At 73.5% G+C, this 15,271-nt stretch carries 15 protein-coding genes, 1 pseudogene and 1 riboswitch; of the genes and pseudogenes, 8 read left to right on the forward strand and 8 right to left on the reverse strand.

The window, feature by feature from the left end; genetic code table 11:
- Positions 1-223 precede the first annotated feature (223 nt).
- The 4 genes from ASF89_RS11440 (at position 224) to ASF89_RS11455 (ending at position 4,569) form a co-directional block, all read left to right on the forward strand.
- Positions 224-976 (forward strand): winged helix-turn-helix domain-containing protein, encoded by a 753-nt coding sequence (locus ASF89_RS11440; protein WP_082489942.1) that lies wholly within the window; start codon positions 224-226, stop codon positions 974-976.
- 292 nt (positions 977-1,268) lie between these two features.
- Positions 1,269-1,739, forward strand: coding sequence for a MarR family winged helix-turn-helix transcriptional regulator (locus ASF89_RS11445; RefSeq protein ID WP_055798130.1), 471 nt, complete (start codon positions 1,269-1,271; stop codon positions 1,737-1,739).
- Positions 1,736-3,118 carry a deoxyribodipyrimidine photo-lyase gene (locus ASF89_RS11450; RefSeq protein WP_055814620.1) on the forward strand — a complete coding sequence of 461 codons (1,383 nt, stop codon included), beginning with the start codon at positions 1,736-1,738 and terminating at the stop codon, positions 3,116-3,118. Before ASF89_RS11445 ends, ASF89_RS11450 begins: the two co-directional genes overlap by 4 nt.
- Positions 3,115-4,569: a serine hydrolase gene (locus tag ASF89_RS11455; RefSeq protein WP_055814624.1), complete on the forward strand. Its 1,455-nt coding sequence runs from the start codon at positions 3,115-3,117 to the stop codon at positions 4,567-4,569. Before ASF89_RS11450 ends, ASF89_RS11455 begins: the two co-directional genes overlap by 4 nt.
- Before the next feature lie 44 nt (positions 4,570-4,613).
- Here ASF89_RS11455 and ASF89_RS11460 read toward each other — a convergent pair whose 3' ends face one another.
- Positions 4,614-5,666 carry a carbohydrate kinase family protein gene (locus ASF89_RS11460; protein ID WP_082489944.1) on the reverse strand — a complete coding sequence of 351 codons (1,053 nt, stop codon included), beginning with the start codon at positions 5,664-5,666 and terminating at the stop codon, positions 4,614-4,616.
- Positions 5,667-5,862: 196 nt separating this feature from the next.
- Here ASF89_RS11460 and ASF89_RS11465 point away from each other — a divergent pair, with 196 nt between their 5' ends.
- The 3 genes from ASF89_RS11465 (at position 5,863) to ASF89_RS11475 (ending at position 7,804) form a co-directional block, all read left to right on the forward strand.
- Positions 5,863-6,318, forward strand: a complete 456-nt coding sequence (locus tag ASF89_RS11465) for a GNAT family N-acetyltransferase (RefSeq protein ID WP_235484086.1) — start codon at positions 5,863-5,865, stop codon at positions 6,316-6,318.
- Between the two features lie 88 nt (positions 6,319-6,406).
- A complete protein-coding gene (locus tag ASF89_RS11470; RefSeq protein ID WP_055795719.1) occupies positions 6,407-6,964 on the forward strand; it encodes a TetR family transcriptional regulator in 558 nt (185 codons plus the stop codon).
- Between the two features lie 21 nt (positions 6,965-6,985).
- Positions 6,986-7,804, forward strand: a complete 819-nt coding sequence (locus tag ASF89_RS11475; protein WP_055795717.1) for a dienelactone hydrolase family protein — start codon at positions 6,986-6,988, stop codon at positions 7,802-7,804.
- A gap of 88 nt (positions 7,805-7,892) precedes the next feature.
- Here the strand turns inward: ASF89_RS11475 and ribH are convergent, their stop codons facing one another.
- The 7 genes and pseudogenes from ribH to ASF89_RS11505 form a co-directional block, all read right to left on the reverse strand.
- On the reverse strand, positions 7,893-8,375 hold the full coding sequence (ribH, locus tag ASF89_RS11480) for a 6,7-dimethyl-8-ribityllumazine synthase (protein WP_055814627.1): 483 nt from the start codon (positions 8,373-8,375) through the stop codon (positions 7,893-7,895).
- An 86-nt stretch (positions 8,376-8,461) separates the two neighbouring features.
- A pseudogene (gene ribB, locus ASF89_RS11485) lies at positions 8,462-9,103 on the reverse strand (3,4-dihydroxy-2-butanone-4-phosphate synthase); the annotation flags it as partial.
- Between the two features lie 47 nt (positions 9,104-9,150).
- Positions 9,151-9,780 carry a riboflavin synthase gene (locus ASF89_RS11490; protein ID WP_055814630.1) on the reverse strand — a complete coding sequence of 210 codons (630 nt, stop codon included), beginning with the start codon at positions 9,778-9,780 and terminating at the stop codon, positions 9,151-9,153.
- 1 nt (position 9,781) lies between these two features.
- On the reverse strand, positions 9,782-9,910 hold the full coding sequence (locus ASF89_RS16195) for a hypothetical protein (RefSeq protein ID WP_255354987.1): 129 nt from the start codon (positions 9,908-9,910) through the stop codon (positions 9,782-9,784).
- 82 nt (positions 9,911-9,992) lie between these two features.
- Positions 9,993-10,130, reverse strand: a riboswitch (FMN riboswitch).
- Between the two features lie 86 nt (positions 10,131-10,216).
- On the reverse strand, positions 10,217-10,912 hold the full coding sequence (locus ASF89_RS11495) for a pentapeptide repeat-containing protein (RefSeq protein ID WP_082489945.1): 696 nt from the start codon (positions 10,910-10,912) through the stop codon (positions 10,217-10,219).
- A 59-nt stretch (positions 10,913-10,971) separates the two neighbouring features.
- A complete protein-coding gene (locus ASF89_RS11500; protein WP_055814633.1) occupies positions 10,972-12,399 on the reverse strand; it encodes an L-serine ammonia-lyase in 1,428 nt (475 codons plus the stop codon).
- A gap of 65 nt (positions 12,400-12,464) precedes the next feature.
- Positions 12,465-12,998 carry a MarR family winged helix-turn-helix transcriptional regulator gene (locus ASF89_RS11505; RefSeq protein WP_055814635.1) on the reverse strand — a complete coding sequence of 178 codons (534 nt, stop codon included), beginning with the start codon at positions 12,996-12,998 and terminating at the stop codon, positions 12,465-12,467.
- Between the two features lie 89 nt (positions 12,999-13,087).
- On the opposite strand from ASF89_RS11505, the gene ASF89_RS11510 reads away from it, so the two are divergent.
- Positions 13,088-15,247, forward strand: a complete 2,160-nt coding sequence (locus tag ASF89_RS11510) for an MMPL family transporter (protein WP_055814637.1) — start codon at positions 13,088-13,090, stop codon at positions 15,245-15,247.
- Positions 15,248-15,271: the final 24 nt, after the last annotated feature.

A 15,271-nucleotide genomic window follows, 5' to 3' on the forward strand; every position in this document is an offset into this window, starting at 1 on the left:
CAGCACGCTGAGCTCGCAGCCCCACCCCGCTGCTGAGCCGCCGACTCCCGGATGAACCCGCGTCACCACTCCGACGCGCATCCCCTCGATCCTCCGGGATCGACCGCCCGCGACCTGCCCGACCGGCAGCGGGCACCGACACGAACCGAGCGGCACCCCCGACGAACGATGGCGTCACCGTCGGCGGCGTACCCCTCACCCGCACGCAAGGATCCGCGTACCCATGTCCCTCACCCTCGACCGTCCCGTCACCGCCGCCCGCAGCATCCCGCCCGTCCGTCGTCTGAGCGCCGCCCCGTCCCTCGACGAGGCCTCCCCCTTCCCGACCGCCGCGACTCCCCCGGCGTCGCCTCGACGCCGGGCCGTGCCCGAGGGCACCGAGGCCCGCGGGTTCGTGCTCTACGTCGGGATCGACGAGCTCAAGGCCGCCGCCGACGGCACGGACCTCGGCGCCATCGTCTCGCAGCTGAAGGCGCTCGTGAGCTCGATCGCCCCCTCGGCGGAGACCCACGCCGCCGTGGCCCTGGCTCCGAGCGACTCGGGTGGCCGCGACGTCGACGTGGTGCGGCTGGCCCTGCACGACCCCTCGGCCCTCGCCGCGCGCCGTCAGGAGGTCGAGGAGGACGACGAGCCCGGCGCCCGCGGCGGCGTGGTCGTCGACATCTCCCGCAAGCGACTGCTGCTCGACGGGGACGTCGCTCCTCTGACCTACAAGGAGTTCGAGCTGCTGCAGTACCTCGTCCTGCGCGAGGGCCGCACCATCGAGCGGGCCGAGCTCATCTCGAGCCTGTGGGCCGACGGCGACGACGAGGTTCCCAACGAGCGCACCATCGACGTGCATGTGCGACGCCTCCGGTCGAAGCTCGGCGCGTTCGAGGACATCGTCCGCACCGTGCGCGGCGCCGGTTACCGGTTCGACCGCCACGCCGACGTGTCGATCCGACACGCCTCCACCCCGTCGCCCGACGTCTTCTGAGACCGGACGGTCCGCCGCGGCGCCTCCCCGAGGAGGCGCGGCGACGGTTCCCAGCGAATCCTTGGCTTGAGGACTAGACCCCCGTTACCGATTCGTTATAGGTTGTGCGAACCGAAGTCGTTTGCTGTGGCGGCGGAGGTGGAACGAGAACGCAGGACACTCTTGGTGCAAGGGAAGAGGGCCGGTCGCCGTCAGGCGACCGGCCCTCTGTCGTCCCGCGCATCGACCGGCGCGTGGCGGGACGGCGCCCCTCTGCCTTCGTAGACTCGACGGAAACGAATGCGAGGTGGAGATGAGCGAGACATCCGTGGCCGTCGGGGCCTGGGAGGCCCTCTTCCGCGCGCAGGTGAGCGTGATGCGCGAGCTCAACGACTGCTTCCCGACTCAGGAGATCTCGTTCAACGAGTACGACGTGCTCTTCAACCTGTCGAACCAGCCCGAGCGCCGGGCGCGCATCCGCGATCTGACCCGCCACCTGCTGCTCACGCAGCCGAGCATCAGCCGCATGGTCGACCGCCTGACCGCCCGAGGCATCGTCGAGAAGCTCAACGACCCGGCCGACGCGCGCGGCATCATCGTCGCCCTGACCGACCACGGCTACGAGCTCTACCGGCGGACCGCCGTCGCCCACGCCGCCACCATCCGCCGCCGTGTGGGCGGCAGCCTCCCCCACGACGATCTCGTCGCCCTGACCGACCTCTGCACCCGGCTGCTCGCCGGCGGCGGTCCGGCACCCCTCACCGACCAGGAGAATCCCGCGTGAGCGCACCCTCGATCGTCTGGCTCCGCGACGACCTCCGCGTGGCCGACAACCCCGCCCTGCACGCTGCGATGGAGCGAGGCGAGCCGGTCGTGGTCGTCTACGTGCTCGACGACGAGTCCGAGGGGGTCCGGCCCCTCGGCGGTGCGTCGCGATGGTGGCTGCACCACAGCCTCGCGGCCCTCGACGAGTCACTCCGCGCGATCGGCGTGACGTTGACGCTGCGACGGGGCGCCGCCGCCGCCGCGATCACCCAGCTGGTCGCCGACGTGGGCGCCGGCGCCGTCTTCTGGAACCGTCGGTACGGTCACGGGCCCCGTCAGGTCGACGCCGGTCTCAAGGCGGGACTGCGCGACGGCGGAGTCGTCGCGGACAGCTTCCAGGCCAACCTGCTGTTCGAGCCCTGGACGATCCAGACCGGCCAGGGTCAGCCCTTCAAGGTGTTCACCCCGTTCTACCGAGCCTGCCTCGATCGCCCCGAGCCACGTCAGCCGCTCGACGAGCCCCGGTCGCTGACCGCACCGGCGGCGTCGGTGGCGAGCGACGCCCTCGACGACTGGGGTCTGCTCCCCACCCGCCCCGACTGGGCCGCTGGCCTCCGCGAGACCTGGACCCCGGGCGAGGCCGCCGCCCTCGACACCCTCGAGGACTTCGCGACCGGGGCCCTGGCCGACTACGGCGACCGCGACTTCCCGGCGCAGGAGGCGACGAGTCGGCTGTCGCCGCGCCTCCGGTTCGGCGAGATCAGCCCGTTCCAGATCTGGCACCGGATGCGCGGGGCCCTGCCGGACGCCTCGCGCGAACGCGCCCAGTCGTTCCTCCGCGAGGTCGTCTGGCGCGAGTTCAACCACACCATCCTCTTCACGTCGCCCGATCTCGCGACCGTCAGCTACCGACCCGAGTTCGAGAGCTTCCCCTGGGCCGACGTGCCCGAGAGCGAGATCGACGCCTGGCGGCACGGCCGCACCGGCGTGCCGCTCGTCGACGCCGGCATGCGGCAGCTCTGGCTGACCGGCTGGATGCACAACCGCGTCAGAATGGTGACGGCGAGTTTCCTGATCAAGAACATGCTCGTGGACTGGAGGGTCGGCGAGGCCTGGTTCTGGGACACCCTGGTCGACGCCGACGAGGCCAACAACCCCGCGAACTGGCAGTGGACGGCCGGATCGGGCGCCGACGCCGCACCGTACTTCCGGGTCTTCAACCCGGTGCTGCAGGCGAGCAAGTTCGATCAGCATCGCGACTACATCCGTCGGTGGGTGCCCGAGGTCGACGACGACGACTACCCCGAGCCCCTCGTGGACCTCAAGGCCTCGCGCCGGGCAGCGCTCGACGCGTACGAGACCATGCGACGGACGCCCGTCGAGACCGAGCAGCCGTGACCGGCTCGACCCGCGCCTCCGGCATCGACGCGGTCTTCGCCGCCCGCGAGACCGAGCGGAAGGCCCCGAGCGCCGTCTGGGCCACCTTCGACCGCGACGGCGTGACCCACCGCGGCGCATCGGGCACGCTCGACGGACGCAGGCCCGGCCCCGACACGGCGTACCGGATCGCGTCGTGCACGAAGAGCTTCACGGCGACCGCGCTGCTCGCCCTCCGCGACGCCGGCGAGGTCGATCTCGACGCGCCCGTCACCGACTGGGTCCCGGCGTTCCGCGAGGTCGCGCTGCCCACCGCCGATTCGCCGGTGCCCACCATCCGCATGCTCGCGACGATGTCGGCCGGGTTCCCCACCGACGACCCGTGGGGCGACCGGCAGGAGTCGCTGACGGACGCCGGTCTCGACGCCGTCCTCCGGCGGGGCCTGACCTTCGACAGCGTGCCCGGCACGACCTTCGCCTACTCGAACCTCGGATACGCCCTGCTCGGCCGCGTGATCGCCGAGGCCGCGGGGCGGGCGTACCGCGAGGTGATCGAGCGCGACGTCCTCGAACCGCTCGGACTCGCCTCGACCGGCTTCACGACCGACGTCGACGCCGCCGGCGGCCTCGCGGTCGGACACCGACGCGTCGGCGACGGATGGGAGCCCCTGCCGTTCTCGGGTCCGGGCGCGTTCTCGTCGATCGGCGGGCTCTTCAGCACGACCGACGACCTCGCGCGCTGGGCGCGCTGGCTCGGCTCGGCGTTCGACCCCGAGGCGGAGGGCGACCACGAGGGCGTCCTCTCACGCGCCTCCCGCCGGGAGATGCAGCAGATCCAGCGGTTCGTCCCCGGCCTCGGCGCGCACCCCGGCGGGTACGGCCTCGGTCTCTTCGTCGAGCACCACCCGGATCACGGCGCGATCGTCTCGCACTCGGGCGGGTACCCCGGCTTCTCGGCCCACATGCGGTGGCACGCCGCCACGGGCGTCGGCGCGATCGGCTTCGAGAACGCCACCTACGCGCAGGTGTCGGTGCCCGTCACCCTCGCCCTCGACGGGCTGCTGGCCGAGACGGCCTCGTCGCGCGTCGCGACGGCCCCGTGGCCCGAGACGCTCGCCGCCCGCGACGCCGTCGAGGGGCTGGTGCTCGGCGACGACGAGCCGGGCGACTGGCTCGCCGAGAACATCGAGCTCGACGTGCCCCTCGGACGACGCCGTCGGCAGTGGGCGGAGGCCGTCGCCGCGGTGGGCGGCATCGCCCGGATCGACGCCGCAGGGGACGCCCCGGCGGAGGACCGAGGAGGCGCGCGCGGCACGGTCGCGGACGCCCCCGTCGACGAGTCCAAGGCCCCGTCGCATCTGGTCTGGCGCCGCGCGGGCCGCCGCGGGCTGCTCCGCTTCGAGATCCGGCTGACGCCGGAGTCCCCGCCCCGCGTGCAGACGCTGACCGTCCGGGCCGAGACCGCTCACTGAGGCCCGGCCGGAGGCGCGCGCGTCTCAGGCGCGGGCGACGCTCCTCAGGCGGGCGGGCGACCGCCGGTGACGGCGAACGCGCGGGCCGCGGCACGGGCGCCCCGGCGGGCGGCCACGCCGGGCTTGCGGTTCGTGCGCCACGAGTCGATGAAGCCGGCGACGAACGCGTCTCCGGCACCCACCGGGTCGACCATCCGCGTGGCGAGGGTCGCCACGTCGACGACGGGACGGCCGTGACGGGCGAGCACCGCGCCTCCGTCGTCCCGGACGACGCAGACGACCCCGAACCGACCGGCGAGGGACTCGGCGATCTCGTGCTCGGTGTCGAGGCCCGTCAACAGACGCCCCTCGGCGGGACTCGGGAAGAGCAGATCGGCGCCCTGGACCGTCTCGAGGAACGCCTCGGCGCCGAACCGGTCGATGAACCCGCTGCTGCCCGGATCGACCGAGACGGCGACGCCGGCGTCGCGCGCGCGGGCCAGGAGACGGCGGAGCGGGACCGGCGTCCGCGAGTGGACGACCGAGTAGCCGGTGACGTGCAGGACGGCCGCCGAGCGCAGCAGCTCGTCGGGCACCTCGTCGGGGTCGAGGGTCGCGCTCGCCCCGCGGTCGGTGTACATCGACGACTCGTCGCCGTCGACGGTGATGACGACCGTCCCGGTCGGATGATGGGCGTCGTAGGTCAGGCGCGGTGCCACCCCGGCGTCCGCGAGCAGCTGCGCGTGCCGATGCCGGTCGGCGATCCCGACCCGTCCGACGAAGTCGACCTCGGTGCCGAGCGAGCCGAGCCACGCCGCGGTGTTCGCGGCCGCGCCGCCGGCCCGGTGCCGGATCAGCGCGTCGGTGTCCGTGCCGCGGACCATCGGGGTCGTCGCGGTGACGATGATGTCGTCGAGCACGTCGCCGAAGACGACGACGCGGCTGCGGAACCCGCCCGCCGGTCTCGGAGCGTCCAGCGGATCCCTGACGTCGATGGGGTCGGTGGGGTCGACCACGGCGAGAGGATCGGTGCCGTCGGGCGACGCGCTCGCGACGCCGGCGCCGGCGTCGACGTCGGGGGAATCGGGGCTGTTCGGTCGGGGGTGGGCGGTGGTCATCGGTCTTCCGGGAGGCGCGAACGCGGACGCGCGGGGGTCGGTCGGTCGGGGCGGACGGGGATGCCGTGTCGGGCACGACACCCCAGACCATCACACCGTCGCGCTCGACGGGGTCATCAGGGGGGCAGAATCACCCGTCTACCCCCGCCAGCTTCACCCGTTCGGCCGTGTCGGAGGCCGCCGATACCCTGATCCCGTGAACGTCACCCACCACACCGCCCGCCTCGCCGCGATGCCACCCGCCACCCTCTACTCGCTCATGCGCCTCCGCGTCGACGTCTTCGTCGTCGAGCAGCGATGCGCCTACCCCGAGCTCGACGGGCGCGACCTCGAGCCCGACGCCCTGCAGATGTGGTCCGAGAGCGACGACGCAGTTCTCGCCACCCTCCGCGTGCTGCACGACGGCGACGACCGCCGGATCGGCCGCGTCGCCACCGCCGCGACGGCCCGTGGCCGAGGGCTCGCCGCCCAGCTCATGCGTCGAGCCGTCGACGAGTGCGAGGGGCGGCTGATCCGTCTCGACGCCCAGGCCCACCTCGCCGACTGGTACGCGCGCTTCGGGTTCGTCGTCGACGGTGACGAGTTCATCGAAGACGCCATCCCCCATGTGCCGATGGCACGGGCCGCCGACGTGACCGGCGGGGGTCGCTGACACCGCGCCTCCTCGATGCGGACGGCGTGGTCGGGGCGGCCCGCGCATCGACGCGCGGGCCGAGCCTCGCCGCACCTATGATCTGGGGATGCCCCGACGCCCCACACCACCGCGCGAGCGCCTCCTCGATGCCGCGCGAGCGGAGTTCGCCGCCCGCGGACTCGCCGGAGCGCGCATCGACACCATCGCGCGCGAGGCCGAGGCCAGCAAGGAGCGCCTCTACGCGCACTTCAGCACCAAGCGCGTGCTCTTCGACGCGACGCTCGGCGAGAGCATCGACCGGTGGCTGGCCGCGATCCCGTTCGACGCGCACGACCTGCCGCGATGGGCCTCGCGCCTGTACGACCACCTGGCGACGAACCCCGACGACGCACGGCTGCTGCTCTGGGGTCAGATCGAGGGCGCCTCGCTGCCCAGCCCGGGAGTCGTCGACCACGACCAGCTGGAGGCACGTCGCGAGGCGGTGCGCGAAGCGCAGCAGGCCGGCGCGATCCCCTCCGAGTGGGACGCCGACGAGCTGCTGACGATGGTCTTCGGCCTCGTCCTCGCCTGGTTCGTGACCCCCGACGCCTCGAACCTGCACACCGGCCCGCACGAACGACGCTGCGTGGTCGTCCGCCAGGCGGTCACCCGGCTCGTCGGCTGAGCTCGGGAGTACCGTGACGGCGTGACCGACACCGACTCCCCCCAGACCCTCTCCCCCGACCTCGAACGACTGCTCGCCACCGTGCCCGACCCGGGTGGCGTCGAGGCCGGCGACGTCGTCTACCGCGACGGGACCACCGATCTCGAGGGGTTCCTCGCCAGGCCGGCCCGTGCCTCCTCGGGGCCGTCGGAGACGTCGACGTCCGAGCTGCGGCCCGGCGTCCTGGTGATCCACGACTGGTTCGGCGTCGTCGACCACGTCAAGGTGCGGGCTCGGATGCTCGCCCGCCTCGGGTACGTCGCGCTGGCCGGCGACGTCTACGGGAAGGGCGTCCGGCCCGGACCCGAGGGTGCGGCCGCCGAGGCCGGTCGCTGGTACGGCGACGTCGAGGCGTTCCGCGCCCGCCTGCTCGCGAGCCTCGAGCGCCTGCGGGCCGAGCCGGGGGTCGACCCCGAGCGCATCGCCGTCATGGGGTACTGCTTCGGAGGCTCGGCGGCCCTCGAGCTCGCTCGCTCCGGGGCCCCCGTGGCGGCGGTCGCCTCGTTCCACGGCGGGCTGTCGACCGGTGCGCCCGCGCTGCCCGGCGCCGTGACCGCGCCGATCCTGGTCATGACGGGCTCTGCCGACCCGGTCGTGCCCGACGACGCGGTCGTCGCCTTCGAGGACGAGCTGCGGAACGCCGGAGCGCCCGACTGGCAGATCGTCACGTACAGCGGCGCCATGCACGCGTTCGCCGTGCCCGAGGTCGACTCGCCCGAGCACGGCGCCCAGTACCAGGCCGTCGCCGACCGACGCTCGTGGGCGCAGATGCGGGCGTTCTTCGACGAGGTCCTGGCGTAGCGGCCGACCTCCGCCGGTCGCGTCGCCCGGCGGGCCGGACCCGCCCCACCGGGCGCGGGGCCGGCCGGCGCGGTTCAGGAGGCGCGGGTCAGGCGCGCGGGGCGGCGAGGGTTCTCAGCTGCACCGCCGTGGCGATGGCGGCGTGGGTGGCCTCGGCGCCCTTGTCCTCCTTGGAGCCGGGCAGACCGGCGCGGTCGAGTCCCTGCTGCTCGTCGTCGAGGGTGAGCACGCCGAAGCCGACGGGCTTGCCCGTGTCGAGACTCACCCGCAGCAGCCCGGACGTCGCGGCGTCCGACACGTACTCGAAGTGCGGGGTGCCTCCGCGGATGATGACGCCGAGGGCCACGACGGCATCGGCGCCGTTCTCGAGCGCCGCCTTCGCGACGACGGGCAGTTCGAAGCTGCCCGGGACGCGCAGCACGGTCGCCGTCGCTCCGAGACGCTCGGCCGCGGCGAGCGCTCCGGCCAGCAGGCCGTCGCTGATGGTCTGGTGCCAGGTGCCCGCGACGATGGTGACGCGCACCCCCGTGCCGTCGACCTCGAGTTCGGTGGGTGAGCCTTCGCCGCTCATGCGCGGTCTCCTTCGCTGGTGGTGTCGTCGGGGGTGATGGTGCTGTCGGGGGTGCCGGTGTCGTCGGGGGTGCCGAGATCGTCGAGATCCCGGTCGCCGAGCCAGCGGATCAGCTCGGCGATGGTCACGACCGGGACCCCGTCGCGGGCGCCGAGCTCGAGCAGACCCGCCAGGCGCATCATCTCGCCGTCGTCGGCGACGATCTCGCTGATGGCCGCGACGGGGCGCAGACCCGCCGCCCGCATCAGGTCGACCGACGCCTCGGTGTGACCGTCGCGCTCGCGCACCCCGCCGTCGCGGGCGCGCAGCGGGATGACGTGACCCGGGCGGTGGAGATCGTCGCGGACGCTCGACGCCGAGGCCAGCGCACGCAGGGTCGTGGCCCGGTCGGAGGCGCTGATCCCGGTGGTCACGCCGGACGCCGCGTCGACGCTCACCGTGTAGGCCGTGCCGCGGTCGTCCTCGTTGCGCACGACCATCGGGGGCAGATCGAGGCGGTCGGCCTCGGCGTTCGTCATCGGGGCGCAGATGAAGCCGGATGACACCCGGACGGTCCACGCCAGCCACTCCTGCGTGGCCAGCTCGGCGGAGAGGACGACGTCGCCCTCGTTCTCGCGCGACTCGTCGTCGACGACGATGACGGGGCGACCGCGCCGGAGGTGCCGGAGCGCGGTCTCGATCGAGGCGAGGGCCGGAGTCCGGTCGACCCGCGCCTCCTCGGGGTCCATCGGCGGAGCGGGGGCGGTCGCGGTCGGAACGCTCTCGACGGGGCCGGTCACGGGCGCGCCTCGGCGGAGATCGCGTCGAGACGCAGCATGCGCCTCACATGACGGGCCAGGACGTCGGTCTCGACGTTGACCGCGTCGCCGACCGTCTTGGCGCCGAGGGTCGTGACGGCGAGGGTCTCGGGGATGAGGCTCACCTCGAACCAGCCCTGCTCGGCGCCGGGCTCGCTGATGGCGCTGACCGTGAGGCTGACGCCGTCGAGCGTCACCGAGCCCTTGTCGACCAGCAGCGGAGCGAGATCGGCGGAGAGGTCGAAGCGCACGCGCCGCCAGGCGTCGCCGTCTTCGATCTCGACGACGCGGGCCGTGCCGTCGATGTGCCCCTGCACGATGTGCCCGCCGAGACGGTCGCCGACACGCGCCGCGCGCTCGAGGTTCACGGCGTCGCCGGGGCCGAAGGAGCCGATCGTGCTCATGACGAGGGTCTGCCGCATGACGTCGGCGGTGAAGGTCTCGGCGTCGTGCTCGACGACCGTGAGGCAGACGCCGCTGACCGAGATGGAGTCCCCGTGATCGGCGTCGGCGACCGCGAGGGGGCCGCGGACGGTCAACTGCACGCTGTCGCCCTGATCGTCGACGCGGACGACGCTGCCGAGCTCTTCGACGAGTCCGGTGAACACGTCAGACCACCGCCCCGCGCGTGCGCCCGACGACGTCGCGATCCGCCGACGGCGAGGCCTCCGCGGCAGCCGACGCGGCGGCGGGATCGGCAGCGCGCGCGGTGCGGGCTGTGGCGGTGGGGTGGGTCATGGCGTCCTCCGGTCGGCGTGGTGCTCTCCGGGGACGCGACGCGGGGTCGCCTCGGCCCGCGGCTCGCGAACGAGTCGTCGGGCCCGCGCTGCCTCTCATCCGGACTATGACCGTCGGTACCGGGATTCCACCGGTTCAACCTCGGCCCCTCGGTGACGAGAGGCCTCGGGTCGCGGACTGTGACCGCCGGTTCAGATTTGCACTGACCCCGGAGCGCGTTGCTCTGGCTGCGACGATAGCACCGGCGACCCCCGCGCAGCACCTGTGTTCGACGTGGGCGTAGCACGGCGTCGCACGGCGACGCCCTCAGTCGACGACCAGCCCCAGATGGGCGGCCATGACGGGGGCGAGCAGCGACAGCTGGAGGTCGTCGATGGTGGCGCCGGAGAGCCCCGCCAGACCGTCGATGCGCGAGAAGTCGGTGGTGCGGAGATCGGTGTGGGTCAGGGAGGCGCGGGTCACGTCGAGCGCACCCACCCGGCAGTCGACCAGGGCCACCCGCATCGTCGTCGCGCCGCTCAGGTCGAGCTCGCCGATGCTGCACCCCTCGATGACGACGTCGGTGAGCCGAGCGCCCCGCAGGTTGAGGTAATCGATCTTGCCGCCCACGAGGCGGACCGACCGCAGATCGGCGTCGAACAGTTCGGCCGAACCCCACCGGGGGCGCTCGACGCGGACGTCGCGCCAGGTGCTCCGGGCGGCCGCGAGCTCGGGGGCGAACGAGTCGCTGAGCACCGACTCGACGAACCGGGCGCCGCGCAGGCGGGTCGCCCCGAGCCGCGGTGACTCGAACACGCAGTCGCTGAACGACGTGCCCTCGAGGTCGCGGTCGGTGAGGTCGGCGTCGATGTAGCGCTCGAGCTCGCGGGAGTCGTGGGCCCCGAGCAGATCGGTGCCGAGGTCGACGAGCCCCCGGGGGTCGACCGGGTCGAGTCGCGGTGCGTCCGTGCCGTGCTCGACCGATGCGACGGAGCGGGTGGCGGGTCGGCGAGGCGGGGTCATGCGTCGAGGCTAACGGCGGCCGCCGTCATCGCCGGCCGAGCCGCCGGGCCGGCCGCCCCTCAGCACTCGATGACGTTGACGGCGAGACCGGCGCGGCTGGTCTCCTTGTAGCTGTCCTTCATGTCGCGCCCGGTCTGCCGCATGGTCTCGATCACGGTGTCGAGACTGACGACGTGGCTGCCGTCACCCAGCAGCGCCATCCGGGCGGCGGCGACGGCCGTGCCGGCCGCGATGGCGTTCCGCTCGATGCACGGCACCTGGACGAATCCGCCGACCGGGTCGCAGGTGAGGCCGAGGTGGTGCTCCATCGCGATCTCGGCGGCGTTCTCGACCTGCCGGGGCGTGCCTCCCAGGAGGGCCGTCAACGCGCCGGCCGCCATCGAGGAGGCCGACCCGACCTCGCCCTGGCAGCCGGCCTCGGCACCCGAGATCGACGCGTTGCGCTTGTAGAGGGATCCGATCGCCGCCGCCGTCAGCAGGTACGTGCGGGCGAGCTCGTCGACCGTCGCCCCGTGGAACCGCATCGCGTAGTAGCCGACGGCCGGGATGATGCCCGCGGCGCCGTTGGTCGGAGCCGTGACGACCCGGCCGCCGCCCGCGTTCTCCTCGTTGACGGCCATGGCGTAGGCCTGCAGCCACTGCGCGGGCAGGTCCGAGACGAGCAGCGAGGAGGCGCGGCCCTGCTCGAGCGCGGAGCCGCCGAGGGCGTAGCCGGTCGCCCGCTGCTCGTGCTGCCGCAGCATCGTCGCGAACTGGCGGGCGCGGCGCGGGACCTTCATCCAGCCGGGCAGGACGCCCGTCGCCTCGAGGCCCGCGTCGACGCACGCCTGCATGGCCGCCCAGCGCGAGGCCAGACCGGCCGCGGCGCCCTCGGCTCCGTGCAGGGCGACCTCGTTGCGCCAGGCGAGTTCGGCGATCGTGGCCCCCTCGGCGTCGCACAGCCGCAGGAGGTCGTCGGCGTCGACGAACGCGAAGGGCGCCTCGGCCGTCGGGACGGCGTGCTCGTCGTCGTCGCCGTCTCGCACGACGAAACCGCCGCCGACCGAGAAGTAGACCTCGCGCGCGACGGTCGCACCGGCCTGGTCGAAGGCCTCGACGCTCAGGGCGTTCGGGTGCCGGGGCATGCGCGTGAGCGGCGCCATGCGGAGGTCGTTCGGCGCGAAGGCGATCTGGTGCCGCCCGAGAAGGCGCAGACCGCCGCCGTGCTCGACCGAGCTCTGCATCCCGGTGACGACGTCGGGGTCGCACGACTCCGGCTCCATCCCGGCGAGACCCGCGAGGACTGCCGAGGGAGTGCCGTGCCCCGCGCCGGTGGCGGCGAGCGAGCCGTACAGGACGGCCTCGACCCTCGCGACGTCGGCGAGTCGGCCGTCGGCCTCGACCGCCAGCAGGAACTGCCGGGCGGCCCGCATGGGTCCGACGGTGTGCGAGCTCGACGGGCCGATGCCGATCGAGAAGAGGTCGAGCGCCGAGACGTGGTCGGTCACGTGCCACCTGCCTTCCGAGTACCCGCACGAGGTTACCCGCTGCCGCCGAGGAGGCGCGGGTCGGCTCAGGCGGAGCGCCCCACCTCGCGCGCCCGCTCGGCCATCGCGGCCGACATGCCGTCGAGGAATCGGCGGACGGTGCGGAGCTCCGCCTCGTCGAATCCCGACATGACCTCGTCGCTCATCACGCCGAGGGGGCCGAAGAAGGCGCCGGCCACGGCGCGGGCCCGGTCGGAGTAGCGGACGAGGACCCGGCGGCGGTCGGCGTCGTCGCGACTGCGCTGCACGTGGCCGACCCGCTCGAGACGATCGATGACCCCGGTCGCCGCACCCGAGGTGACGCCGAGCAGCTCGCCGAGGCGGCCGGCCGTGACGGGGTCGCCGCCCCGCTCGGCCTGCATGACGTGCAGCAGAGCCTCGAGGTCGATGTGCCCGAGGCCCTGCTGCGTCGCGAAGGCCTGGGCGACCTTCTGCGACTCGGTGGTCAGCCGCTGCATGGACGCGACGATGTCGTCCGCGAGCGGCGAGCGGGTCGAGTCGATCGGTCGGGTCTGGTGGGTCGGGTCTGTCGGGTGGGTCGGGTGGGTCGGGTCGGGCATCGGGCCTCCTGCCCCTCGATTCTTGCGCACCGACCCGGGGATGGGCAATAGTCTTAGCAGCTAAGACATTCACCGAACGAAGGATTACCGTGCGCACCCTCGCCCGATTCGTGAGCGGCCCCCGTGCCGCCTGGGCCGTGCTCGCGGCCACCGCCGTGGCCGTCGCCCTCCTCTTCGCCTTCCTGCCCTCGAGCGAAGGCGACGCCGCACCCCCCTCCGGCGTGCCGGCCTCGAGCCAGTCGGCCGAGGTGACGGCCCTGCTCGAGCGCTTCCCGAGCGCCGACACGACCGTGGGGATCCTCGTGTTCAGCCACGGCGGCGACACCCTCGACGCGGACGACCTCGCCGCGATCGACGAGCGCGCCGGCGCGCTCGCGGACCTGTCGACGACGCCGCAGGCCGTGCGCCCGCAGATCAGCGACGACGGGACGGCCGCGCTCGTGGCCGTGCCCCTCGACGCCGACGAGGCCGACGCCGACGTGGCGGCGACCGCGACGTCCCTCCGCGACGCCGCGGGGGCCGATCTGCCGAAGGGTCTGGAGGCCTCTCTGACGGGCCCGATCGGGTTCCAGGACGACATCGCGAACGCGTTCGCCGGCGCCGACTTCCGACTGCTCCTCGTCACCGTGATCGTGGTCGCCGTGCTGCTCATCGTCACGTACCGCAGCCCCGTCCTCTGGATCGTCCCGCTCGCCGTCGTCGGAACCGCCGACGCCCTCGCCGGGCGCGTCGCCGCCGCTCTGGCCGCGCCGCTCGGCATCACCATCGATGCGTCGATCTCGGGGATCCTCTCCGTCCTGGTCTTCGGCGCCGGCACGAACTACGCGCTGCTGCTCGTGGCCCGCTATCGCGAGGAGCTGCTGCGCGAGCCCGATCGGCACCGTGCCATGCGCACCGCGGTCACGAGCGCGGGCCCGGCCATCGCGGCCAGCGGCGGCACCGTCGCGCTGAGCCTCCTCACCCTGCTGCTCGCCTCGCTCTCGGGCAACCGGGCGCTGGGCTTCGCCTGCGCCGTCGGAGTCGTCATCGCCATCGTCTTCGCGCTGGTGGCGCTGCCGGCGGCCCTCGTGGTCTGCGGTCGCGGGCTCTTCTGGCCCTTCGTGCCCCGCGCCTCCTCGGTGGGCCCGGTCGACCCGGCCGACGTCTCGCGCGACGCCGTCGAGAGCGCAGGAGGCGCGACCCGCCGCACGGCCCCCCGACGCGGGTTCTGGGACCGTCTCGGTCGGGGCGTCTCGCGCCGTCCGGCCGTCGTGGCGGTGTCGGCCGTCGCCGGCATCGCGGTGCTCTGCCTGGGGCTGAGCGGATACGCCGTCGGACTCTCGCAGACCGATCAGCTGCTCGGCGACCCCGAGTCGGTCACCGCGCAGAAGATCGTCGACGACTCGTTCTCGGCCGGTCTGACGAGTCGGACGACCGTGCTCGTGCCGTCGGCCGCGAGCGACCGGGCGACCGCGATCGCGGCCGGGACGGACGGGGTCGACACGGCGACGGCCGCCGAGACGTCGGGCGGACTCACCCGCGTCGACCTGCAGCTGACCGCCGAGCCGGAGAGCGACGCCGCCTTCGCCACGATCGAGCGCCTGCGCACCGCGTACGCCGAGGACGGCGGCGAGACGGCGGAGGCGCTGGTCGGCGGAAGCGACGCGACGGCCTACGACACGAAGACCGCCGCGCAGGCCGACATCGACCTCATCGCGCCGATCATCCTCGCGATCGTCTTCGCCATCCTCGCGGTGCTGCTGCGCTCGCTCGTCGCTCCGGTCCTGCTCATCGCGTCGGTGCTGGCGACGTTCTTCGCCAGCCTCGGGGCGTCGACGTGGCTGTTCCAGAACGTGCTCGGGTTCCCGGCGCTCGACACGGCGGTGACGCTCTACGCGTTCCTGTTCCTGGTGGCCCTGGGAGTCGACTACAACATCTTCCTCACCACCCGGGCCCGCGAGGAGGCTCTGGTCCACGGCACCCGCGAGGGCATGATCCGGGCGCTCGCATCGACCGGGGCCGTCATCACGAGTGCCGGGATCCTGCTCGCGGCGGTGTTCGCCGTGCTCGGAGTGCTGCCCGTGGTGGCGCTGACCCAGGTCGGCGTGATCGTCTGCATCGGCGTGCTGCTCGACACCCTCGTGGTGCGGACGGTGCTCGTCCCGGCCCTGGTGTTCGTGCTCGGCGACCGGTTCTGGTGGCCCGGCCTCCGCAGGGCGACGACGTCCGGCGCCGGCTCGCCCGCGTCGGCCGCGGCCGGTCCGCGCTGACGCCACCGAGGGCACGGCGACCCG

It is taken from the genome of Frigoribacterium sp. Leaf172 (assembly GCF_001424285.1).
Lineage (GTDB): Bacteria > Actinomycetota > Actinomycetes > Actinomycetales > Microbacteriaceae > Frigoribacterium.